The 22,391-nt window shown below is 64.6% G+C and carries 19 protein-coding genes and 2 pseudogenes; 9 read left to right on the top strand and 12 right to left on the bottom strand.

The window, feature by feature from the left end:
* Position 1: 1 nt before the first annotated feature.
* The 3 genes from AYJ54_RS25855 to AYJ54_RS25845 are packed head-to-tail and all read left to right on the top strand — an operon-like array spanning position 2 to position 3,150.
* Complete coding sequence (locus tag AYJ54_RS25855; RefSeq protein ID WP_063703228.1) at positions 2-556, top strand: O-acetyl-ADP-ribose deacetylase; 555 nt, start codon at positions 2-4, stop codon at positions 554-556.
* 43 nt (positions 557-599) lie between these two features.
* Positions 600-1,886 carry a serine hydrolase domain-containing protein gene (locus AYJ54_RS25850; RefSeq protein WP_063703226.1) on the top strand — a complete coding sequence of 429 codons (1,287 nt, stop codon included), beginning with the start codon at positions 600-602 and terminating at the stop codon, positions 1,884-1,886.
* A gap of 1 nt (position 1,887) precedes the next feature.
* Positions 1,888-3,150: a serine hydrolase domain-containing protein gene (locus AYJ54_RS25845; protein ID WP_063703224.1), complete on the top strand. Its 1,263-nt coding sequence runs from the start codon at positions 1,888-1,890 to the stop codon at positions 3,148-3,150.
* Here the strand turns inward: AYJ54_RS25845 and AYJ54_RS25840 are convergent, their stop codons facing one another.
* From AYJ54_RS25840 to murI, 7 genes are all read right to left on the bottom strand, one after another.
* Complete coding sequence (locus AYJ54_RS25840; protein ID WP_063703394.1) at positions 3,151-4,218, bottom strand: threonine aldolase family protein; 1,068 nt, start codon at positions 4,216-4,218, stop codon at positions 3,151-3,153.
* 319 nt (positions 4,219-4,537) lie between these two features.
* The gene (locus AYJ54_RS25835; RefSeq protein WP_063703222.1) at positions 4,538-4,765 is read right to left on the bottom strand and encodes a hypothetical protein; all 228 of its coding nucleotides are present in this window, start codon (positions 4,763-4,765) and stop codon (positions 4,538-4,540) included.
* Positions 4,766-4,881: 116 nt separating this feature from the next.
* The gene (gene rpsD / locus AYJ54_RS25830) at positions 4,882-5,499 is read right to left on the bottom strand and encodes a 30S ribosomal protein S4 (protein WP_063703220.1); all 618 of its coding nucleotides are present in this window, start codon (positions 5,497-5,499) and stop codon (positions 4,882-4,884) included.
* 274 nt (positions 5,500-5,773) lie between these two features.
* Positions 5,774-6,553, bottom strand: coding sequence for a hypothetical protein (locus tag AYJ54_RS25825; protein WP_063703218.1), 780 nt, complete (start codon positions 6,551-6,553; stop codon positions 5,774-5,776).
* Between the two features lie 104 nt (positions 6,554-6,657).
* Complete coding sequence (locus AYJ54_RS25820; RefSeq protein ID WP_063703216.1) at positions 6,658-7,041, bottom strand: cupin domain-containing protein; 384 nt, start codon at positions 7,039-7,041, stop codon at positions 6,658-6,660.
* 70 nt (positions 7,042-7,111) lie between these two features.
* Positions 7,112-7,885: an HpcH/HpaI aldolase family protein gene (locus AYJ54_RS25815; protein WP_063703214.1), complete on the bottom strand. Its 774-nt coding sequence runs from the start codon at positions 7,883-7,885 to the stop codon at positions 7,112-7,114.
* A gap of 61 nt (positions 7,886-7,946) precedes the next feature.
* On the bottom strand, positions 7,947-8,744 hold the full coding sequence (murI, locus tag AYJ54_RS25810; RefSeq protein WP_063703213.1) for a glutamate racemase: 798 nt from the start codon (positions 8,742-8,744) through the stop codon (positions 7,947-7,949).
* 174 nt (positions 8,745-8,918) lie between these two features.
* Between murI and AYJ54_RS25805 the strand changes: the two genes are divergently transcribed.
* Both AYJ54_RS25805 and AYJ54_RS25800 read left to right on the top strand, forming a co-directional pair.
* Positions 8,919-9,476 (top strand): cytochrome b, encoded by a 558-nt coding sequence (locus AYJ54_RS25805; protein ID WP_063703211.1) that lies wholly within the window; start codon positions 8,919-8,921, stop codon positions 9,474-9,476.
* 298 nt (positions 9,477-9,774) lie between these two features.
* Positions 9,775-10,416: a glutathione S-transferase family protein gene (locus tag AYJ54_RS25800; RefSeq protein ID WP_063703209.1), complete on the top strand. Its 642-nt coding sequence runs from the start codon at positions 9,775-9,777 to the stop codon at positions 10,414-10,416.
* A gap of 28 nt (positions 10,417-10,444) precedes the next feature.
* On the opposite strand, the gene AYJ54_RS25795 is transcribed toward AYJ54_RS25800, so the two are convergent.
* Positions 10,445-11,272, bottom strand: coding sequence for a Crp/Fnr family transcriptional regulator (locus AYJ54_RS25795; RefSeq protein ID WP_063703207.1), 828 nt, complete (start codon positions 11,270-11,272; stop codon positions 10,445-10,447).
* Between the two features lie 636 nt (positions 11,273-11,908).
* Between AYJ54_RS25795 and AYJ54_RS25790 the strand changes: the two genes are divergently transcribed.
* Positions 11,909-13,816, top strand: coding sequence for an acyl-CoA synthetase (locus AYJ54_RS25790; RefSeq protein WP_063703205.1), 1,908 nt, complete (start codon positions 11,909-11,911; stop codon positions 13,814-13,816).
* A gap of 80 nt (positions 13,817-13,896) precedes the next feature.
* Here the strand turns inward: AYJ54_RS25790 and AYJ54_RS25785 are convergent, their stop codons facing one another.
* A complete protein-coding gene (locus tag AYJ54_RS25785) occupies positions 13,897-15,270 on the bottom strand; it encodes an ABC transporter substrate-binding protein (RefSeq protein ID WP_082905853.1) in 1,374 nt (457 codons plus the stop codon).
* 99 nt (positions 15,271-15,369) lie between these two features.
* Between AYJ54_RS25785 and AYJ54_RS52740 the strand changes: the two are divergent.
* Together AYJ54_RS52740 and AYJ54_RS25780 are read left to right on the top strand one after the other, a co-directional pair.
* Positions 15,370-15,939 (top strand): annotated as a pseudogene (locus AYJ54_RS52740) (CHASE3 domain-containing protein); the annotation flags it as partial.
* 186 nt (positions 15,940-16,125) lie between these two features.
* A pseudogene (locus AYJ54_RS25780) lies at positions 16,126-17,328 on the top strand (sensor histidine kinase); the annotation flags it as partial.
* Between the two features lie 140 nt (positions 17,329-17,468).
* Here AYJ54_RS25780 and AYJ54_RS25775 read toward each other — a convergent pair.
* Positions 17,469-18,641 (bottom strand): M20 aminoacylase family protein, encoded by a 1,173-nt coding sequence (locus AYJ54_RS25775; protein WP_063703202.1) that lies wholly within the window; start codon positions 18,639-18,641, stop codon positions 17,469-17,471.
* Positions 18,642-18,812: 171 nt separating this feature from the next.
* The gene (gene purB / locus AYJ54_RS25770) at positions 18,813-20,120 is read right to left on the bottom strand and encodes an adenylosuccinate lyase (protein WP_063703200.1); all 1,308 of its coding nucleotides are present in this window, start codon (positions 20,118-20,120) and stop codon (positions 18,813-18,815) included.
* A 540-nt stretch (positions 20,121-20,660) separates the two neighbouring features.
* Between purB and AYJ54_RS25765 the strand changes: the two genes are divergently transcribed.
* Positions 20,661-21,251 carry a TetR/AcrR family transcriptional regulator gene (locus AYJ54_RS25765; RefSeq protein WP_063703196.1) on the top strand — a complete coding sequence of 197 codons (591 nt, stop codon included), beginning with the start codon at positions 20,661-20,663 and terminating at the stop codon, positions 21,249-21,251.
* 486 nt (positions 21,252-21,737) lie between these two features.
* Here AYJ54_RS25765 and AYJ54_RS25755 read toward each other — a convergent pair whose 3' ends face one another.
* Positions 21,738-22,391 carry a response regulator gene (locus AYJ54_RS25755; RefSeq protein WP_063703193.1) on the bottom strand — a complete coding sequence of 218 codons (654 nt, stop codon included), beginning with the start codon at positions 22,389-22,391 and terminating at the stop codon, positions 21,738-21,740.

Raw genomic sequence — 22,391 nt, 5'->3', positions numbered from 1 at the left:
CGTGACCACGCTGACGCGCCGGATCGGGGGCGCGCAGCTCGACGTCATTGTTGCCGACATAACCACGCTCGGCGTTGACGCCATCGTCAACGCCGCCAACACGTCGCTCCTCGGCGGGGGCGGCGTGGATGGGGCGATCCATCGGGCCGCTGGGCCCGAGCTCGTCGCCGAATGCCGCATGCTTCACGGCTGCAAGACGGGCGACGCCAAGATCACCAAGGGTTATCGGCTTAAGGCCGCCCATGTGATCCATACCGTTGGACCGGTCTGGAACGGCGGCACGCGCGGCGAGGACGACCTGCTTGCCTCCTGCTATCGCCGATCTCTGGAGCTGTGCCGGAAGCATCAACTGACTTCGGTGGCATTCCCCGCGATTTCGACCGGAGTCTACCGCTTCCCCGCCGACCGCGCCGCCGACATTGCCGTCCGCACCACGATCGAAGCACTGCCCGGGGCACCGTCTGTCACGCATGTGGTGTTTTGCTGCTTCTCGGAGCCGAGCGCCCGCCTCCATGCCGAGGCGCTTGCGCGGCACGGCGGCTCTTGTGCCGATTGAGCCGGTCAGTACACTCCGCCGGGCCATGTTCCGGGGAGGGGATATGATTTCACATTTTGGTCTGCGCGCGCTTGTCTGCGGCGCTTTGATGTCGTTGGGAGCAATATCGCTGGCGCAGGCGGAAGGGACCTACGAGATCCCGGCCGGCGCGCATTTCAATCAGGACAAGCTCGCCAGGGTCAGCGAGTTCTTCAAGAACGAGGTCGCAACCGGCAAGATCGCTGGCGCGACTGTGCTGATCCAGCAGCACGGCAGGCCGGTCTATCACGAAGCCTTCGGCGTGCAGGACGTGGTCGGCAAGGCGCCGATCACCGACAAGACGATCTTCCGCCTGTCGTCGCTAACCAAGGTGATCACCTCCGTTGTGGCGATGCAATTGATCCAGGACGGAAAGATTAAGCTCGACGATCCCGTCTCGAAATACATTCCCTCCTTTGCAAATATGAAGGTCGGTGAGGAGAAGAAGGCCGAGGACGGCACCAAGACGCTCGAGCTGGTACCGCTGGCCCGGTCCATTACCATTCTCGACCTGATGCGCCATACCTCCGGCATCACCTACGGCTTCTACGGCGACAGTCTGGTGCGCAAGGCCTACAAGGAGGCCAATATCTACGCGGGCGAGTTCGACCTCGCCGAGTTCGCCGAGCGGATCGCCAAGCTGCCGCTGCACAATCAACCCGGCGCGCTCTGGCAGTACGGCCATTCCACCGACATTCTGGCGCGGATCATGGAGATCGTGTCCGGAAAGTCATTGCTCGAGCTCGAGAAGGAAAAACTGCTCGATTCGCTCGGTATGACCGATACGGGCTTCTTCGTCACCGAACCGGAAAGGCTGAAACGGCTCGCCCAGCCGCTGCCGAACGACAGCAATTTCCGGGTCGGCCGCGAGTACAGGACTGAGGTTCGCCAGAAGTGGGAATCCGCCAGCGGCGGCATGGTTTCGACCATGGCGGACTTTTCGCGCTTTGCGCAGATGCTGGTCAATGGAGGAACGTTCGAGGGCAAGACCTATCTCGGCCCGAAGACGTTCGAGCTGATGGCATCGGACCATGCCGGCAAGGACTCCGGCGTTGCGCGGGACTACTTCTATTTTCCCGGTGACGGTTTTGGCATGGGACTTGGGTTTGCCGTGCGCACCGATCCCGGTAACGCCAAGCCGCCGCCACCCGGCGATCTCGGCGAATTGAAATGGGACGGCGCCTCCGGCTGCTATTTGGTGGTCGACCGCAAGCAGGACATGTTCTTCGTCCTGCTGGAGCAGACCCCGAGCGAGCGCCAGCGCGTGCAGCGGACGCTGAAGCAGTTGATCTATGAGGCGATGGAGAAGTGACATGTGCGGGCGCCACGCGCTCATCGCGGCGCTCGTCCTCCTGTTCGGTGCAATCGGTGCCAAGGCGGGCTCCGGGGGACGCGTCGCACGCACGTTCTCGCCCGAAGGGCTGGCAAAGGTCTCCGACTACATCAGGAACGAGATCGCGATCGGCAAGATTCCCGGTGCCATTCTGCTGCTGCAGCAGCACGGCAAGCCGGTCTATTACGAGAATTTCGGCGTCCGCGATGTCGCGACCGAGATCTCGATGAGCGCGGACACGATCTTCCGCCTCTATTCGATGTCCAAGCCGATCACCTCTGTCATGGCGATGATGCTGGTCGAGGAGGGCAAGCTCGCGCTCGACGATCCCGTCTCGAAATACATTCCGGCCTTTGCCGGTATGAAGGTCGGTGTCGAGAAGAAGGCCGAGGACGGCAAGGTCGGGCTGGCGCTGGAGCCGCTCAATCGTCCGGTCACGATCAAGGACCTGCTGCGCCACACCTCCGGGCTGCCTTACGGCTATTATGGCGGCGGCGCAGTGCGCGAGCTCTATGCTGCGGCCAACCTCTTCGATAGCGACCTCACCAATGCCGACTTCGTCGCGAAGATTGCCACGCTGCCGCTGGTCGAGCAGCCGGGCACGGTTTGGGACTACGGCCATTCCACCGACGTGCTCGGCCGCGTCGTCGAGGTAATCTCCGGGAAGACGCTGCTGCAGTTCGAGAAGGAACGGCTGCTCGATCCGCTCGGCATGAGCGAGACTGCGTTCTACGTCGCCGATCCCGCCAAATTCCCTCGCATTGCCGAGCCGATGCCGGACGACCGCGACATCAATTCGACGACGCAGGTGCGCGATCCCCGGCGGCCGCTGAAATGGCAATCGGGCGGCGGCGGCATGGTCGGCACGGTCGGCGACTATGCCCGTTTCGCGCAGATGCTGCTGAATGGCGGCACCTATGCGGGCCGGCGTTTTCTGAAGCCGGAGACCATCGCGCTGATGGCGTCAGATCACATCGGAGCCGAGACCAAGATCGCGCGCGATCAGAACTATTATCCGGGCGCGAATTCGGGCTTTGGCCTCGGCTTCGCGGTGCGCACCTCGGTGCCGCCGACCACCTCGTGGCCGCTCGGCGAATATCGCTGGGACGGCGTGGGCGGCACCTTCTTCTTCATCGATCCCGACGACGATCTGTTCGGGATCTTCATGGTGCAGACCCCGTCGCAGCGGGGCCGGATTCAACTGGCGCTGAAGACGCTGATCTATCAAGCGATGGGGCGCTGATTACACCCCGCGCACGATCTCGCGCACGTGGCCGATCGTCTCCTCGATCTGGCTTGCCGTCACGTCGAGATGCGTGCAGGCGCGGATGCGGCCGTCCATCATCGCAAGCATCACGCCGCGGTGGCGGAGTGCGGCGACCATCTTGTCGCCGGCGATACCGGTGCCGTCGGGCTTGAAGAACACGAGATTGGTTTCGGGCTCCTGCACCTCGATGCCTGCGATCTGCGACAGCCCGCGGGCGAGCGCCCGCGCATTGGCGTGGTCGTCGGCAAGCCGCTCGACGTGATGGTCGAGCGCATAGATGCAGGCCGCCGCACAGATGCCGGCCTGCCGCATCGAGCCGCCGAGGCGCTGCTTCCACTGCCAGACCGCGTCGATGAAGGCGCGGGAGCCCGCCAGCACGCCGCCGATCGGTGCACCCAGGCCCTTGGAGAAGTCAATCCAGGCCGAATCCCAGCCGGCGGTCATGTCGCGCGGGGAGATTCCGGTGGCAACAGTGGCGTTCAAAAGGCGCGCGCCGTCCATGTGGGTGACGAGGCCGTGTTGCTTCGCGATCGCGACGATCTCGTCGAGCGCCGCCTTTTTCCAGATCGTACCGCCGCCGATATTGGCCGTCTGCTCGACGCTGACCACCGTCTGCGGCGGCTGGTAGCGCGTGCGCGGGTGCAGCGCCTTGCGGAACGTCTCCGGCGTGAACTGACCGTCGGGGCCTTTCAGTTGCGTCACCTGGAAGCCGCCGATCGCGGCATGCGCGCCGCCTTCGCGGGCGATGATGTGGGCGGTCTCATGCGCGAGGATCTCGTCGCCCGGACGGCAATGCACCAACGTTGCCGTGACGTTGCACATCGTGCCTGAGGGCATGAACACAGCGGCCTCCTTGCCAAGGAGATCGGCGACGCGTTCGCAGAGTGCGTTCACGGTCGGATCGTCGCCGACCTGCTCGTCGCCGACCTCCGCCCGCGCCATCGCCTCGCGCATTGCAGGCGTCGGCCGCGTCTGCGTGTCCGAGAGCAAATTGACGCGCACCGGCGGCGCCTTGGGATCGACGGGGGGAGGGGTGTAGAGCATGAGCATTGCTCCCTGCGCAGTTACATTGACTCGCGGTCAGCGAGTCCTGGGTGGACGACGGGCGGCGTGACGAAATCGCATAATAACGATTTCTGTCGCGGTCACACGATAATCGATCAGATAGGGGGTAAGGATTGACCGGCAGGCGACGGACGTATGCGCGCGTCGTCTGGCGCCCCGCATAGGGATGATCCTGGAGCAGTGCGATGAGAGCGACAATGCGGTCGCGCACTTGGGCTGCTCCCCCGGGGGGATCGCGACTCGATGTAGGTCAGTACTTCATCGATCTGGGCGAGAGCCCGCCGTGTGTAGCGGACATTCACAGCCCGTGCTTTGCCCACATCGCGCGAACTTCGTCATTGGTGGCGAGTTCGCCGCGGGCGATCTCGGCCTCCGCCTCGGCCAGATCCGCCTCTTCTAGCGCAGTCAGCTGGATCGGCGGTTGATCGACGCCGGCGAGTTCGAGCAGCGTTCGCGCCAGTTCGTCCTGCTCGGAGTCGGGCAGGGCGGAAACCTTGCTAAAGGCCTCTTCCAGCAGACGCGTCATGATCAAGCTCCACCATGTGCAATCATAGCACAGCTGGATCGAGACATGGGAGTGGCAGCCTCAAACGACAAGGCCCCGGTTTTGCCGGGGCCTTTGAACGGTGATTTGCTGGGTTATCAGCGCGAATAGAATTCGACGACCAGGTGCGGCTCCATCTGCACCGGGAACGGCACGTCGGAGAGGCCGGGGATACGCGCATATTTCGCGGTCATCTTGCCATGGTCGACTTCGAGATAGTCGGGAATGTCGCGCTCGGGGAGCTGGCTGGCTTCGAGCACGTGGGCGAGCTGCTTGGAGGCTTCCTTGACCTCGATCACGTCGCCGACCTTGAGCTGATAGCTCGAGATGTTGACCTTGCGGCCGTTCACCTTGATGTGGCCGTGGTTGATGAACTGGCGCGCGGCGAAGATCGTGGAGACGAACTTGGCGCGGTACACGACCGTGTCGAGACGACGCTCGAGCAGGCCGATCAGGTTCTCGCCGGTGTCACCCTTGAGGCGGCTCGCCTCGACATAGATGCCATGGAACTGGCGCTCGGAGATGTTGGCGTAGTAGCCCTTCAGCTTCTGCTTGGCGCGGAGCTGCACGCCGAAGTCGGAGAGCTTGCCCTTGCGGCGCTGGCCGTGCTGGCCGGGGCCGTACTCGCGGCGGTTCACGGGGCTCTTCGGGCGGCCCCAGATGTTCTGGCCCATACGGCGATCGATCTTGTACTTCGCCTCACTGCGCTTAGTCATCGCGTCCTCTTCAGGTTCATGGTTTGAGGAAACGCGCCCTCCTGTGTGACGGGCTAGCCCGGCACCGACAGGTCCGATCCCCAAAGCTTGAAGGGACAGGGACCACGGGTCGCGAAACGCTTCGCGGGCCGAAATCGGCCCGCGAGCAGGCGGCTTTTAGGGGAGTTTGGGGCGTCCTGTCAACGTTGCTCCGGTCGTTCCGGGGCGATGCGACTAGCATCGAATCTCGAGGTTCCGGGTTCGGTTCTGCGAGCCGCCCCGGAGCGACGGTAGTTTACGTCCGGACCGCCCGGATCGGCTTCGGCTCGACCGCCTGCCGGGCCATCCGTAATTCGGCAGCGATTTCAGTGTTCAGCACCTGTTCCAGCCGGGTCAGGACCCGGGCGATCGGGGCGGCGTCGGTGACCCGGTGGTCCCAGCGGATCACGACATGGATGGTCTGGTCCGGCTCGACCACCCCATAGCTAACGATGAAGGGGCCCGGCGTGATGGCGTGGAGCTCGCCGCCGCCATAGGCCGCCACCGACGTCACCGAGAAACTGCCGAACCAGTTGCCGCGCTGCCGGCCGAAATTGAGCCCCACCGCCCAGGACAGCCGCCGCAGCGGCAGCGGCAGGCGGGTCGCCCGCATGATCTTGCGGAACATCGGCACATCCTCGATCGGCGCCGCCTTGGCGTGCCGGATCTGGGCGTCGACCTCGCCGAGCGGCATGGCCTCCGGGGCCGCGATCCGCTGCGGCAGAACGCATTCCTCGCCGTCCTCGACCCGCGCGATCGCCACCAGCGCCACGCTCTTGGGTAGCTCGTAGAGCGCCGGCCAAGGCCACTTGGCGTAGACCGTGCGCAGGATCGGCTCGTCCCCGGCGACGATGGCGAAGGCCTTGACGAACGTCGCAGCCCAGCCGGCCGGCGCCATCGCGCCGGCGCGCGCTTCGAGCAGGGGCCGGATCTGGAGCGGACGGGACAGCGAGACGAAGGGCACGCCCATCGAGGCGTGCATGAGGTCGCAAATCAGACGGCGCGGCAGCGAAATGTTCTTTGGCGTCCCGCGCATCGTTCTCCGGTTTCCGCGGACTGAAATTGGGTGCGGCGAGCGGGGGTCCGCTCGCCGCATGCTCTAGCATGAACCAGCCGGCTTGGGGTCGGTCGGTTCGACGCTCAGGGCGCGGGCGTGGCCAGCGGCTTGGTCTTGTCGAAAATATAAATACCGATGATTTTCAACGGCTTATCGCCGTGGGTCTTGGCGTCATGCACGACGCCGGCCGGGATCACGTAGGAATCACCCGCTTTCAGATGCTTGTCCGGCTGCCCCTCGATGAGAAGGTCCGCCTCGCCCTCCAGAACGTAGCCGGTCTCCACCCCCGGATGGGTGTGGCGGCCGGCGGCGCCGCCAGGGGGGACTTCGGCGGCGGCAGTCACGGTCGTGTAGCCTTCCGGAAAGTCGATCTTCTGGAGCGGGGTGCGCTTGATGCCGGGCTGTTGGGCCGAGGCCGCAAAGGCAAGGCCTGCGAAGGTCAGAGCGAGCAAAGTCTTTTTGAGCATGGTTGTTTTTCTCCCTGGAACAGCCGACCCTAGCAGCGCCGCGGTTCCCGGCAAGGCCGGCCTCGACCGCTCAGCGCTTGATTCCCGCGAACGCCGCCATGATGCCGCGCTGGAACAGCGACCAGTCGAAGCCGAGCGCTATCGCGCGGTAGCCGCGGTCGATCAGCTGGTTGGCCTGCTCGGCGGTGCGGGCCACGCCGCCGATCGGCACGCCGCTTTTGAGGATGCCGGCCTCGGCGCGGGCGATCAGTTCGAGCAGCTCCGGATCGTCCATCTGTCCGCGCTTGTTGATGGAGGTGGCGAGATCGCCGGGGCCGATCACCGCGACGTCGATGCCGGGCGTGGCCATGATCTCGTCAATGCGGTTGACGGCATCGACATGCTCGATCGTGATCATGCAGATCATCTCGTCGTCCGCGCCCGCCATGTAGTCCGGCATCGACTGGCCCCAGCGGAACGGCGCGTGGAACGGACCCCAGAGCCGATCGCCGCGCGGCGGGTAGCGCACGCTGCGCACCGCCTTCTCGGCGTCGGCGCGGCTGGTGATCATCGGGAAGTTGATGCCGAAGGCGCCGATGTCCATCGGCGCCTTTGCAAGCCACGGCTCGTTCGCCGCGATCCGCACCAGCGGCGTGCATGGCGTGCCTGTCGTGGCGGCGATCATCGCATGCGCTTCGGAAAGGCCGATCGGTCCATGTTCGAGATCGACAATGATCCAGTCGAGCGAGCGCGCCATGATCTGCACGGTCTGCACGCTCGGGATCGTCGCGATCGCGCCGAAGGCGGGACGGCCTTCGCGCCACAATTGGCGGAGGCGGTTGAGCGGCGCTGATGGGACCGACATGGGGAAACCTGCGGGAGGATGACGACGGCGGAGCCTAGCAGCGCCCCGCGCGAGCCGGAAGTCAGGCCAGCAGGCGGCCGCCGAAGAACGGCGTCAGCGCGGGCCCAAGCCCATGCGCGCGGTTCGAGGTGAAGATCATCTCGGCACCGGTCTGAACGAGGTCGCCAGCTTTCGGGCCGAGCAGATCCGAGACGCGGCGGGCGATCGCGGGTGCCGGATCGATCCAGTCGACCGGCCAGGGCGCGAGCTTCCTGAGGCGGTCCAGCAGCAGCGGATAATGCGTGCAGGCGAGCACCACCGTGTCGGTGCGCGCGCCTGCGTCCTCGGGATCGCCGACGAAGCAGGGCTTCAGCTCGGTGAGGATATCGCCGTCGCTGACCGGATTGCCGCCGAGCGCGGCTTCGGCGAGCGAGGCAAGCTCCGGCGAGCCGACCAGCGTCACCTCGCAGCCTTGCGCGAAGTCGCGGATCAGCGCGCGGGTGTATTCGCGCTTCACCGTGCCCTTGGTGCCAAGCACCGAGACGCGGCGCGTCTTCGACTGAGCGCAGGCCGGCTTGATCGCCGGCACCGTGCCGACGAACGGTACGGAATAAGCGGCGCGCAAATGCGATAGGACCAAGGTGGAGGCGGTGTTGCAGGCGATGACGACGAGGTCAGGATCGTGCGTGCCGATCAGTTCGCCCATCAGGGGTACCACGCGGGCGATGATCTCATCCTCGCTGTGGTGGCCGTAGGGGAAGAAGGCGTCGTCGGCGACGTAGACGTAACGCGCGTCGGAGCGCGCGGCGACGACCTCGCGCAGAACCGTAAGCCCGCCGAGGCCGGAATCGAATACCAGGATGGTCGGAGTGTCGGTCACGTGGTTACCCTAGCCGTCGCATGGTTACCATTCGGTTTTTGGGGCGGTTTTGCGGCCGGAGGCCAGCAGTACCAATTTGGAACGATTCCATTTCGCAACTGCCGCATAGTCCCGCTATCAGCAGCCGTGCTGCAGCGCGGGTAGGGACATATCCGCAAAACTCCGGGAGCCGACATGATCAGAAACACGAATGCCGGCTGGGGCAACGTCGCCCGGTGGCTGCACTGGATTTTGGCGCTGGCGATCATCGGCATGATCGCCTTCGGCTGGTGGATGAACCACATACCGGCGCGCCCCGACCGCTTCTTCTACCGCTCGATCCACGCCGATATCGGCTATGTGATCCTGCTGCTCACCGTGCTGCGCCTGGTCTGGCGCACCGTCAACCCGACGCCGGCGCTGCCGGCCGACAGCCGCCCCTGGCAGAAGCTCGCCGCCCGCATCAGCCATGGCGCGCTCTACCTCGTCGTCATCGTGGTCATCATGCTCGGCTGGGCGCATTCCGGTGCGCATATCCCCGACTATTCCGACTTCTTCGGCCTGGTTCACGTGCCGCAATTCACCTCTCCCGACCGCGCGGCGGCAGGCGCCTATGAAGACCGTCACATCTTCTTTGCCTATGTCCTGCTCGCGCTGATCGCGGTTCACCTGATCGCCGCCCTCTGGCACCAGTTCATCCGCCGCGACCGCGTCGTGGCGCGGATGGTGACGGGTGAGGCCGAGGCGGGGTAGGAGGCAACTTTACGAACGAGGCGAAGGCTCCAGCCAGGCAATCGGTGTCGTCCTGGCGAAAGCCAGGACCCATAATCCCGAATGCAAGTTGTCGCGGTGAACTGGGGCCACGACGACGGCCGGTGGGCTTTCGCCAGGACGACGTTGGGAGGCATGTTGCGCGCGTCCCAATCTCGTCATTGCGAGCGCAGCGAAGCAATCCAGTATCCCTCCGCGGAAAGACTTTGGATTGCTTCGCTGCGCTCGCAATGACGGAGTAAGGTGCAGCGTCACGAGTAGTCCTGTCGCAGGAGGCCCCATGCTCACCGTGCACCACCTCGGCAAGTCGCAATCCGAGCGCATCGTCTGGCTCTGCGAGGAGCTGGACATCCCCTACGAGCTGAAGCGCTACACGCGCGATGCCGTCACCATGCTGGCGCCGGCCGAGTACAAGGCGCTGCATCCGGTCGGATCGGCGCCAGTGATCACCGACGGCGATCTTCTGCTCGCCGAATCCGGCGCAATCGTCGAGTACATCATTGCCAGGCATGGCAACGGCCGCCTCGTGCTCCGCGCTGACGATCCCGACTTCGCGCAATTCCTGTACTGGTTTCACTTCGCCAACGGCACGCTGCAGGCCGCTATGGGCCGGCTGATGATCCTGAACCGGCTCAACCTCGCCGAGGACAATCCGATGCTGCTGGCGACCAGGGCGCGCGTCGATCGCGCCTTCGATGTCGTGGACGCGCGCCTGCGCGCGGCGGATTATCTCGCGGGCAGCGCCTTCACCACGGCCGACATCATGATCGGCTTCTCGCTCACCACGATGCGCTATTTCCAGCCCTATGATCTTGCGCGCTGCCCGAACATCGTCCGATATCTCGACCGCATCGGCGCCCGCCCGGCCTACCGACGGGCGATGGAGAAGGGCGATCCGGGCATGGCGCTGCTGCTCAGCTGAGAGCAAAGCGCTGGATCCGCGGAGGGAATCACGCGATCCTGTTCGTGGTCGCAGCCCCAGCCGCAGCCCCAGCCGCCCGTTCGGCCGCCAGCTGGTCCTGCAAGCGCTGGATGTTTTGCAGGAGACGCTGGCTGGTCAGCACCAGGAAATAGTAGCCGAACTGCGGATCCTGGAAGTAGATCTCGAGCAGCCGTTCATAGGTGATCGTCAGCACCTGTCCGTCCTCGATGCACTCGACCGTTCCGGTCCGCCGGTTGTCGGGCGTGAGGAAGCCAAGCTCGCCCATGAGCGCTCCGGGCAGGATCTCGACGTTGATTTCCTTGACCAGGAATTTTCCGGTGACCGTGAGGAACATCTCCTTTGCCGGATCGCGCAGCTCGAAGAGGGTGTCGCCGCGGCGATATTTGCGCTCGGTCATGAACGGCTTCAGCCATTCGATCGACATGTCCCCTTCCGCCGCATGGCGCGCCTTCTTGACCAGCTTAAGCATCTGCCGCAGGCGCACGGCGTTGATGGGAAGCAGCAGCAAATAGAGGAGAAACGTCGAGACGTTCGCGGAGAGCGCGCCGAAGGCGGCGAAGAACACGCAGCCGACCATGTTCGCGACGCGCAACGGCACCATCGTCCGCATCAGCAGGGTGGCGACGAAGAAGCCGGCGCCAATGGCGGCGAGCAGATTGGCCAGCGTAATGTTGTGCAGGAGGATCTCCAGCAGCCGATTGAAGATCGCGTCATAGGTAACGTTGTTGGGATCGAGGCCCATCTGGACCAAAATCTTCGCGATCCTGAGGTTGTCCGTTGCCGCATCGAGAATGCGGTCGAGAATCGTCGAAATGTCTGCGCTGCCGGACGCCATGATATGTTCCCGCGTAAGGTCTTCAGTCCTGGTCGCTGTTGTCGCTACGTATAGCCGAAATCGAATGACGACCGCTTGAATGGAGGTTCCGGCCGTCTTGCCGCAAGGGGCAAATTTTAGCCCGAACGGGCGTTTCGGCAATTGCCCCTTCGTTGCGCATATGATCCGAACCGGCCGCGATTCGGACCGGTCGCCGGGGCGTTCGCATGGGTACGCTTGCAGGGGCCCGTCATGCCCCGGCTTGTCCCGGGCATCCACGTTCTTTGTATCGCGCGGCGAGGCGTGGATGACCGGGACGAGCGCGGCCATGACGCGACAGGTCGATCATGCGGAAGCTGACCCGCACTTTCCTGGCGAAGATCGTGGTCACGCGTCGTCGCGCAGGTCCGTGACGACAGCCTCGCACAGGCCATCCGCAAAACCAGTGCCAGACCTTGGTCCCTGAGTGTGCCGGCCCGGCACTCGATTCTCGGTCCGACGTCAGGCGGTCTTATCGCCGCAGCGCCGAAGGAATGGACGAACGCCAATTCATCCATCATTCTGTCCGCGCACGACCGACAATCGGTCGGAGCCTCGCCTGAACCAAAATGTCAACGACAAGGGGCGGGGAATGAACATGAGGGAGGACGGAATTTCATGGCGGGCATTCACGCGCTCGATCGGCTCATCGGCAACGACTATCCGGACCTTTTGACGGACGAGGAGGTCCGAGCCTTCGAGCAGGTCCCCTATGCGGATCGCGTCGCGGCCGAGAGCACCTATGACGCCATCAGGCTTGGCGCGGCGCGCAACCCCGATGGGCCCGCGATTCAGTTCCTGCAAAATGCCGATCCGGCCGACACGCCGCTCGTCGTCAGCTACCGCGACTTCATTGCCCGCGTCACGCAAGCCGCCAACGTGTTTCACGCGCTCGGCGCGGAGAAGGACGACGTCATCAGCTTCATGCTGCCGCTGGTGCCCGACGCGTTCGTGACGTTGTTCGGCGTGGAGGCGGCGGGCATCGCCAATCCGGTCAATCCGCTGCTGGAGCCGCACCAGATCGCGGAAATCCTGGAGGCCGCGAACACCAAGATCCTGGTGGCGCTCGGGCCGATGCCGGGCACCGACATCTGGCAGAAGGTCGAGCAGATCCGTCCGCAGCTGAAGCACCTCAAGGCCATCGTGCAGGTGTTCGGCGGCGGCGATCCCGACAAGGGCATCTACGCGTTCAGCGACCTGATCAAGCAGCAGCCATCCGACCGGCTCGTCAGCGGCCGCAAGATTCTTGGCAGCGACATCGCCGCCTATTTCCACACCGGCGGCACCACCGGCACGCCAAAACTGGTGCGGCACACCCATGCCAACCAGGTCTATCAGGCCTGGGCGCTCAACCTGCTGCTGAAGTCGAAGCCCGGTGCCAACATGCTGTTCGGCATGCCGCTGTTTCACGTCGGGGGATCGCTGACGCAGGTGCTGCTGACGCTCTCGAGCGGTGGATCGCTCGTCGTGCTGTCGCCGAGCGGATGGCGCAATCCGAATGCGGTGAAGAACATCTGGGGACTGGTCGAGCGCTTCAGGCCCGAGGCGCTGTCGAGCGTGCCGACGGTGCTTGCCGCAGCGCTCGCGGTGCCGCCGGGCAATGCCGACATATCGAGCCTGAAATATGCCGCAGGCGGCGGCTCGGCGATTCCCGTCGCCGTCGGCTCCGCGATCCAGGACAAGCTCAAGCTGCCGGTGGTCGAGGTCTACGGCATGACCGAGACCTCGAGCGCGCACACGCTCGCCTATCCCGGGCGGCCGATCCGGCTCGGCTCGGTCGGCCTGCCGATGCCTTACGCGCGTGTCCGCATCGTGCAGCTCGATGCCGATGGCTGGCTGATCCGCGATTGCGCGCCTGACGAGATCGGCGTCGTGATCATGGCCGGGCCCGGCGTATTCGGCGGCTCTCTCAATGACGAGCACAACAAGGGCGCCTTCGTCGACGAGGTCTGGGTCAATTCCGGCGATCTCGGCCGGCTGGATGCCGACGGCTATCTCTGGATCACCGGCCGCGCCAAGGATCTCGTGATCCGCGGCGGCCACAACATCGATCCGGCGCCGATCGAGGAGATCATGTTCCGCCATCCCGCCGTCGGCTTCGCCGCGGTGGTCGGCCAGCCTGACGCATATGCCGGCGAACTGCCGGTCGGCTATGTGCAGCTCAAGCCGGGTACCAAGGTCGAGCCGGGCGAGCTGGAGACGTGGGTGCGCGAGCGCACGCCGGAGCGCGCCGCCGTTCCCGTGCAGGTCATCCCGATCGATCCAATGCCGGTGACCGGCGTCGGCAAGGTGTTCAAGCCGCAGCTGCGCTGGGACGCGGCGCAACGCGTGTTCAGCAAGGTGCTGGCGCCGATCGCCGAGCGCGGCATCGACTGCAAGGTGAAGGTCGGTGCCCATGGCAGCCATGGCTCGATCGCCACGGTGACGCTCGCTGGGCTCCCGGCGGACCAGCGCGAGGTGGTCGCCGGCGAGGTGCACATGCTGCTCGCGCCGTTCGTGATGCGGCACGAGGTGGCTTTCGCCTAACCGGCATTGCCGAGCGGGTCGGCGCGATGGAGCCGCGCACAGCGTGGCTCCATCTCTTCCGATTGGGTGATGCCTCGCCGCTACCCGCGGATCGCCGCATTGGCCTGCTCGGCCGCGCCAATCATCGCATCCTTTGCCGATTTCGCGCCGTTGACCACTTCATTGACGCCGATCATGAAGGCGTCGAGGATCAGGTTCGATTTCGGGTGGAAAAGAATGGCCTTGGCGCGGTCGACATCGGCATCTTGCAGGTTCGTCAGCGCCGCCTCGGCGGCCTCCGCGCCGAACGCACGCTTGAAGCCTTCGCTGGACCACGCCGACACGCGTGTCGTGGCGAGCCCCGCTGCAGCAGTCCGCAGCGATGTCGGCTTGCTCGTCGCCCAGAGCAGGAACAGGAAAGCTGGCCGCTTGTTTCGTGATTTGGAATTGATGCAGGCCTGCCAGTGCGACATGAAGGGGACGGGGGCGCGACCTTCGAGATGCGGGAAAGTTGCGAACCCGGCTTGTCCAGCCACACGGCTCTTTGCGGGATTGGAGATGTCGGTCGCGAAGTTGCTGCTGTCGATGGCCATTGCGGTCCTGCCCTGCAGGAAATCATCCAGCACGTGGTACCATTCATAGCTGCCGGCGCCGAAAGGTCCGGCCTGGCTCAGCAGCTGTCCGTACATCTCGACGGCCGCGATCGCCTCGGGGCTGGCGAAAGCGGCCTTGTTGTCCTTGATCATGGCTCCGCCGTACGAGAACACGAAGCCCAACGCCGGCGGGCAGGAGTTGAAGCTGGCCTGGGCCCGCATGGCGATGCCCGACATCTCGCTGGTCTTGACCGCCTTGGCCGTTGCAAGCAGCTCGTCGAATGTCTGGGGAACCGGCAGGTTCCTGGCTGCCAGAGCATCCTTGTTAATGAACAGGGTCATGGCCTCCGAGGTGATCGGAACGGCGTAGCGTTCGCCGTCCGACCACAGCGGGAAGGCCCTCGCCGTCTTGAGCAGGTCGTTCTCGTCATACCAGCCGAGATCGGTCAGCGACCTCTGGGAATAATAGTGGTTCAACGGCTCGAGCCATCCTGCCGAGATGCCTTGACCATAGGTCGTGAACATGAAGACGTCGGGCGTGTTGCTGCCGCGTGCGAGCCTGATCGGCAGAGCGCCCATGAAGGTGGTTTCCAACTGGAATTCGGCGTCGACCGTGATGCCTGTAAGTTTCGTGAATTCCGGCAGCAGCGGCGTGATCGCATTCGACCAGGGATGGATCGCACCTGCGAGCGCGATCGTCTGTCCCGCAAACTGCTTCCAGTCGATCGACGCGTTTGCGTAAGCCGCAGCGGCATCCTCGGCAAAGCTCCAGCGCGGCAGCGCGGTGAGAGCCGGAAGGATTGCGGCTGCCCCCAGTCCCTTGACGAAACTGCGCCGGCTCGCCGCATTTCGACGGCTCAACGAGTTTTCACGCTGCGCCATGTTGATGCTCCCTGAACCAACCAAGAGCATCCATTCATAGCACGCGCGCGGGGGGCCGCACCCCTGCGACATCGCGGCCCTCACCACTGACGTGGTCCGATGAATGTCGGGTTCCCGACCCACCTATCCGTGCTATTGTCCTATCGTGCTCTGGCGTTGGCACCAGACCTCGCCGGTCACAGGAGCGTCGAAGACCCACGGCCAATGTCCGTCCCTGTTCGGGCACTGTCTTTGCGATGGCTTGCTCGTCCGCTGATTCTGGCGGTCGTGGCGCTCTTGATGCTGTTTGCCGCAACCGCAGTTCTTGGCCTGCAATATTGGCAGGAGCGGCAGTCGACGCATCGCGTGATCGGGCATAGCCGCCAGGTTCTCGAAACGCTCGATCGGCTGCGGGCGATCATCGCGGAACTGGAGACCGAACGGCGCGGGTATCTGATGACCCTCGACCCGGCCTATCTCAAGGCCTACGGCGTCTCCGACGAAGGTGTGCGGCGAGAGGCGCGGGCGCTGCAGGCGCTGGTCGCGGGCGATCCGCTGCAGAGTCCGCGCGCTCAACATCTGGCGCTGACCGTCTCAGCAAAGCTGCGAGAGATCGACGAGATGGTGAAGACGGCCGGCACGTCCGGGCTGGCGGCGCTGGCGATGATCCGCAGCATGGACGAGATCCGCTCGCAGATCGATCTGATGGTGGATCAGGAGCGCTTTCGGCTCGCCGACCGGGAAGCGCGCGCCGAAGCCTTCGAGCAGCGCTGGACCTGGCTGATCGTCGGCGCCGTCGTCCTCGTCGTCGCGCTGGCCGGAGCGGCGCTGGCGCTCGCCCGGTTAGAGGCGAAACGCCGGCGAAAGGCGACCGAGGAGAACATCCAGCTCCAGAGTGATCTGGCGGCGCGAGATATCAAGATCCGGCGCCTGTTCGATGCCAACATCATCGGCATCATCATCTGGGAAGTCGAGGGGCGCATTCTCGAGGCCAATGATGCATTCCTGCGCATCGTGGGATACGACCGGGAGGATCTCGCCTCGGGGCGCGTGCATCGGACCGACCTCACGCCGCCGGAATGGCGCGACCGCGACCTGCAGACCGTGGCGGAGTTGAAGCGGGGCGGGACGGCCCAGCCATTCGAGAAGGAGTATGTGCGGAAGGACGGAAGCCGTGTGCCCGTGCTGATCGGCGGGACCATGTTTGGAGAGGGTACGGATCAAGGGGTCGGCTTTGTCCTCGATCTGACGCCTCTCAAGCGGGCGGAAGCCGATGCCCGCGAAAACGAGCGGCGCTACCGGGAAGCCCTGATGGAGCTCGCGCACGCCAATCGCGTCACCACGATGGGACAGTTGACCGCTTCGATTGCCCATGAAGTCAACCAGCCGATCGCCGCGATCGTGGCGAACGCCGAGGCCGGGCTGAATTGGCTGCAGGCCCAACCGCCAAATCTGGAGCGGGTCCGGCAGACGTTCGACTGGATCACCGCTGACGGCATGCGCGCCGGTGACGTCATCGGGCGGATCCGGGCGCTCATCAGAAAGGCGCCCCCGCAAAAGGAGGATATGGATATCAACCAGGCGGTGCTCGAGGTCATTGCGCTGACTCGTAGCGAAGCGTTCAAGAACGGCGTCTCTGTGCGAACGCAACTTGCCGAAGGCTTGCCGCCCATTCAGGCAGATCGGGTTCAACTTCAGCAAGTGATGCTCAACCTGATCGTCAACGCGATCGAGGCGATGGCCGCGGTCGGCGAGGGAGGACGCGAGTTGCTGATCAGCACCGGCAGGGATGCATCGAACGGCGTGCACGTCACCTTGCGGGATTCCGGTCCGGGACTGGATCCGAAGAACGTGGAGCAACTGTTCGAAGCCTTCTACACCACCAAGCCCACAGGCATGGGGATGGGCCTCGCCATCTGCCGATCAATCATCGAGGCGCATGGCGGGCGGATGTGGGCCGGCGCAAACGAGCCTCGGGGCGCCGTCTTTCAGTTCACCCTGCCTCTCTCGTCAGACGAGACTGCATCCCGCCTGCAGAGGGCGGGTGAGCCGGCGGCTCTACGTTCTGCGGCCCGATGACGGGCTGTGCGTAACCTGTCCCTTTTGCAGGAATGAAGCCCGGATGAGCGCAGCGATATCCGGGACCTTGCTGCAATCTGGTGAGAGCTGTCCCGGGTGTCGCTTCGCTCACCCGGGCTACAAGCGCAGCGAATGCGGTCCTAACCCGCCGGCATCGTCGTCTCGATCAGGCGCACCCAGTAGGAGGCGCCGTGGCCGAGGATGTTGTCGTTGAAGATGTAGGCCGGGTGGTGGCACTCGTTGCCGTCGCCCATGTCGACCAGGATCATCGCACCGGGGCGCGCTTCCAGCATGAACGAGAAATCCTCGGCGCCCATCATCGGGATGAACTTCTCGTCGACGCGCTCGGCGCCGACGATGTCGCGGGCCACCTCGGCGGCAACGCCGGCCTCGCGCGGATGGTTCATCGTCACCGGATACATGCGCGTGTACTTCGTCTCGGCCGAGCCGCCGTAGGCGCGCGCGACGCTGTCGGCGACCTCGCCGATGCGGCGCTCGACGAGATCGCGGACTTCAGGGTCGAGCGTGCGCACGGTGCCGCTGAGCTCGGCGACCTCAGGGATGATGTTGAACGCCGTACCGGAGTGGAATTGGGTGATCGAGATCACCGCCGATTTCAGCGGATCGACGTTGCGCGCGACGATCGACTGCAGCGCATTGACGATCTGCGAGCCGATCAGCACGCTGTCGACCGCCTTGTGCGGACCTGCACCGGCGTGGCCGCCCTTGCCGTGGACGGTGATCTGGATGTTGTCGGAGGAGGCGAGCATCGGCCCGGGCGTGGTCGCGAAATGGCCTTCGGCGAGGCCCGGCATGTTGTGCATGCCGTAGACCTCCTGGATGTTCCAGCGCGTCATCAGCCCGTCCTCGACCATGGCCTTGCCGCCGCCGCCGCCTTCTTCCGCCGGCTGGAAGATCACGACCGCGGTGCCGTCGAAATTGCGCGTCTCGGCGAGATATTTGGCGGCGCCGAGCAGCATCGCGGTGTGGCCGTCATGGCCGCAGGCGTGCATCTTGCCGGGGACCTTCGAGGCGTAGGGCACGCCCGATGTCTCCATGATCGGCAGCGCGTCCATGTCGGCGCGCAGGCCAATGGTCTTGCCGGAGCCGGACTTGCGGCCGCGGATCACGCCGACCACGCCCGTGCGGCCGATGCCGGGCACCACCTCGTCGCAGCCGAATTCGCGCAAGCGGTCGGCGACGATGCCGGCGGTGCGGTGGACTTCGTAGAGCAGCTCGGGATTCTCGTGGAAGTCATGGCGCCAGGCGGCCATTTCGTCTGACAGGGCGGCGATGCGGTTGACGATGGGCATGAGGGTGCGTTCCGTTTTGTGTTGTTGTAGCCCGGAAGAGCGAAGCGACATCCGGGATTTTGCTACCGTATCGTCATTCCGGGGCGACGCGCCAGCGTCGACCCCGAAATCCAGAGGTTGTGGGGCAAGATTCCACATTGCGCAATTGCGCGATGTGGAATGATGAGGGAATTACGATTCGCCGAACACGCGCCTGAAGATCGTGTCGACGTGCTTGAGGTGATAGCCGAGGTCGAACTGCTCCTCGATCTCGGCGTCGGTGAGATACTTCTTCACCTCGGCGTCCTTCTTGAGCAGTTGCAGGAAGTCGCCTTCGCCGCGCCAGACCGGCATGGCGTTGCGCTGCACGAGCTTGTAGGCATCCTCGCGGCTCGCTCCTTTCTGGGTCAGCGCCAAGAGCACGCGCTGCGAATGCACGAGGCCGCCGAGGCGATCGAGGTTCTTCTGCATGTTGGCGGGATAGACCAAGAGCTTGTCGATCAGGCCGGCGAGGCGGATCAGCGCGAAGTCGAGCGTCACCGTCGCGTCCGGGCCCATCATGCGTTCGGCGGAGGAGTGCGAGATGTCGCGCTCGTGCCAGAGCACGACGTTCTCCAGCGCCGGCGTCACATAGGCGCGCACCATGCGGGAGAGGCCGGTGAGGTTTTCCGACAGCACCGGGTTGCGCTTGTGCGGCATGGCCGACGAGCCCTTCTGCCCTTCGGAGAAGAACTCTTCGGCTTCCAGCACCTCGGTGCGCTGGAGATGGCGGATCTCGACCGCGAGACGTTCGACGGAGGAGGCGATCACGCCGAGGGTTGAAAAATACATCGCGTGGCGGTCGCGCGGGATCACCTGCGTCGAGATCGGCTCCGGCGTCAGCCCCATGGCCTTTGCGACATGCTCTTCGACGCGCGGATCGATCTGCGCGAAGGTGCCGACCGCGCCGGAGATCGCGCAGGTCGCGACCTCTTTCCGCGCCGCGATCAGGCGCTCGTTGGCGCGCGAGAATTCGGCATAGGCATAGGCGAGCTTGAGGCCGAACGTCATGGGTTCGGCGTGAATGCCGTGGGAGCGGCCGATGGTCGGCGTCATCTTGTGCTCGAAGGCGCGCTTCTTCAGCGCTGCCAGCACCTTGTCGAGGTCGGCGAGCAGGAGGTCAGCGGCGCGGGTAAGCTGGACGTTGAGGCAGGTGTCGAGCACGTCGGAGGAGGTCATGCCCTGGTGCACGAAGCGCGCCTCGGGGCCGACGATCTCGGCGAGGTGGGTGAGGAAGGCGATGACGTCGTGCTTGGTCTCGCGCTCGATCTCGTCGATGCGGGCGACGTCGAAGGTGGCGTTCTTCGCCTTCTCCCAGACTGTCTTGGCGGCCTGTTTCGGGATCGTCCCGAGCTCGGCCAGCGCATCCGCCGCATGCGCCTCGATTTCGAACCAGATCCTGAACCGCGTCTGTGGCTCCCAGATCGAGGCCATTTCCGGGCGGGTATAACGGGGGATCATCTGACGGCTCCGGAAGGTGGGGCGGGGGCGCCCAGGGGGCGCGGCTCCGGCCAAGATGCTTTTTACGCCGCGATTTAGCAGAGCGGGAGGGCGAAACAAACGACTCGGCCAAGGTGGTGGGAACGATCGGGGGCGGATCCGGCCGGTCCGGCCCCAGAAACTAACTGTCAATCACGGATCATTGACTGACAGATATTGAAATCTGTCAGCGAGACGTGTATATCCATTCGCGGGCGCTCCGATTGGGCGTCTCGCGGTTACCTCCCGGGGAGCCCGACATCCGAAACAAGTGCGGATCGAGGGACGTAATTGATGGGCGAGGGCCGCGGACGAGTGGAGAATAAGAAAATGACGACCGAAATCATCAACTTCACCGGGACGATTGGGCATTGGCTCAATTTGCTGGTGGCGCGCCAGATCGCGGCGCAGGCTGCAAAACTGCCTCATTAAGGCGAGAGCTTTCCGAACGACCGGCAGGGGCGCTTCGGAAGCAGCTCCTTCGCCGGATGAATGAACCCAGAGCGGGAACGTGGTGCTGGCATGAATGAAGCCGTTATCTTGACGCCGGAGCGGATCCTCGAAGTCACCGAGGACGTGCTCAGGCGCTACGGACTTGCCAAGGCCACCGTAGTCGACGTTGCCCGTGCGCTCGATGTGAGCCACGGCAGCGTCTACCGGCATTTCCCGAGCAAGGCCTCGCTGCGCGAGGCCGTTGCCAAACGCTGGCTCGAACGTATCGATGGGCCGCTGCGCCAGATCGCCGAGGACAGCGCCGGCCCCGCGCCGGCGCGGCTCGACCGCTGGCTGCGCACGCTGTTCGCCGCCAAGCGCGAACGCGTGTGCGACGATCCCGAGATGTTCCAGACCTATCTGACGCTGGCGCGCGAAGCCTGCGCCGCGGTGAAGTGCCACAAGGACGGCCTGATCGACCAGATGTCGGCGATCCTGTCCGACGGTGTGAAGCAGGGCGTCTTCTACGTCACCGACACCAAGGCCACCGCCCGCGCGATCTTCGATGCGACCTGCCGCTTCCACCATCCGGCCCATGCCGACGAGTGGAAGGATGCCGACCTGCCCGCGCGCGTCGACGCGACGCTGGTGCTGCTGCTGCGCGGGTTGCAGGCGGCGTAGGCGGACAACACTCTCGCCCCGAAGCACTTGGCGGCTAGTTCACCCTCTCGCCTTGTGAAGAAGGTTCCCGTTGCGAAGGGACGGCGAGTGAGCCGACTGTCTGCGCGCGTGCAAAGTGGCGTCGGACGATGGCACGACCGGCGGGCTTTCCGGGTATGCATTGACTTCGATTTCGACAAGGTCCTTTGACCGCTTTCGAAAGCGGTAGAATGTGAGCTCCTGATCGAGCATGGGGCAGTGGAAGTGGACGACGGCCGTATCCGGCAAGCGGCAAAGTTCGTCGATGAGCTCGCCTACTGTGATGATCGGGGGATGGGCGACTGCCTTGTGACTACCCTTATGATTACCCTTACTCATGGCGTTTACTCCTTCCGCTCTGCTACTAACCGGAGCTCAATGGTCTCTGTTCCGTTCCGCGCAGCAATCGGCTGGCGCGAGGGACTTGAAAAGTAATTACGTCATTCAAAGAATCCGGCAGCACTGCTGCTAGATTTTCGTCAGGCCGCAAGTCGCTGCCAGCCGCACGAGCTGCGCGTCCGTGCGCGCGCCGGTCTTGGCCTTGATCAGGTAGTGGTAATTCTGGACGGTCTTCACACTGAGATTGAGATGCGATGCGATCTGCTCGGTCGTGGCGCCGCCGGCGAACTGGCGCAGGATTTCGATCTCGCGCTCGCCGAGTTGGTCCAGCACCGAGCCGCTCGGCGACAGGCTGTCCTCGGCGAGCACATGGGCGATGTCATCGCTCATGGCGCGCTCGCCACGGTTGACGCTGCGGATCGCCTTCACGACCGCGGACGGCTCGCTGCTCTTGGTGACGAAGCCGCTGGCGCCGGCGCCGAAGGCGGCTTTCACCAGCACGGCCTCGTTGTGCATGGTGAAGACGAGAATGCGCGCGCGCGGGTTGCGGGCGCGGATGTTGCGGATCGCTTCCAGCCCGCTCGCGCCGGGCATCGAGATGTCCATCACGACGACGTCGGGATCATGCGCCTTGAAGGCGCTATAGGCGTCCGCGGCGTTGTCGGCTTCCGCCACGACATGGAGGTCGCCCTGGCTTTCCAGCACGCGCCGATACCCCTGCCGGACGATCGGGTGATCGTCGACCAGCAGCACGGAGACGCCTTTTGCCGCCACCTCGGTCAT

The organism is Bradyrhizobium centrolobii, from assembly GCF_001641635.1.
GTDB lineage: Bacteria > Pseudomonadota > Alphaproteobacteria > Rhizobiales > Xanthobacteraceae > Bradyrhizobium > Bradyrhizobium centrolobii.
Note: the sequence above shows the minus strand (reverse complement) of the source record. Positions and strands in the feature narration are given on the sequence as shown.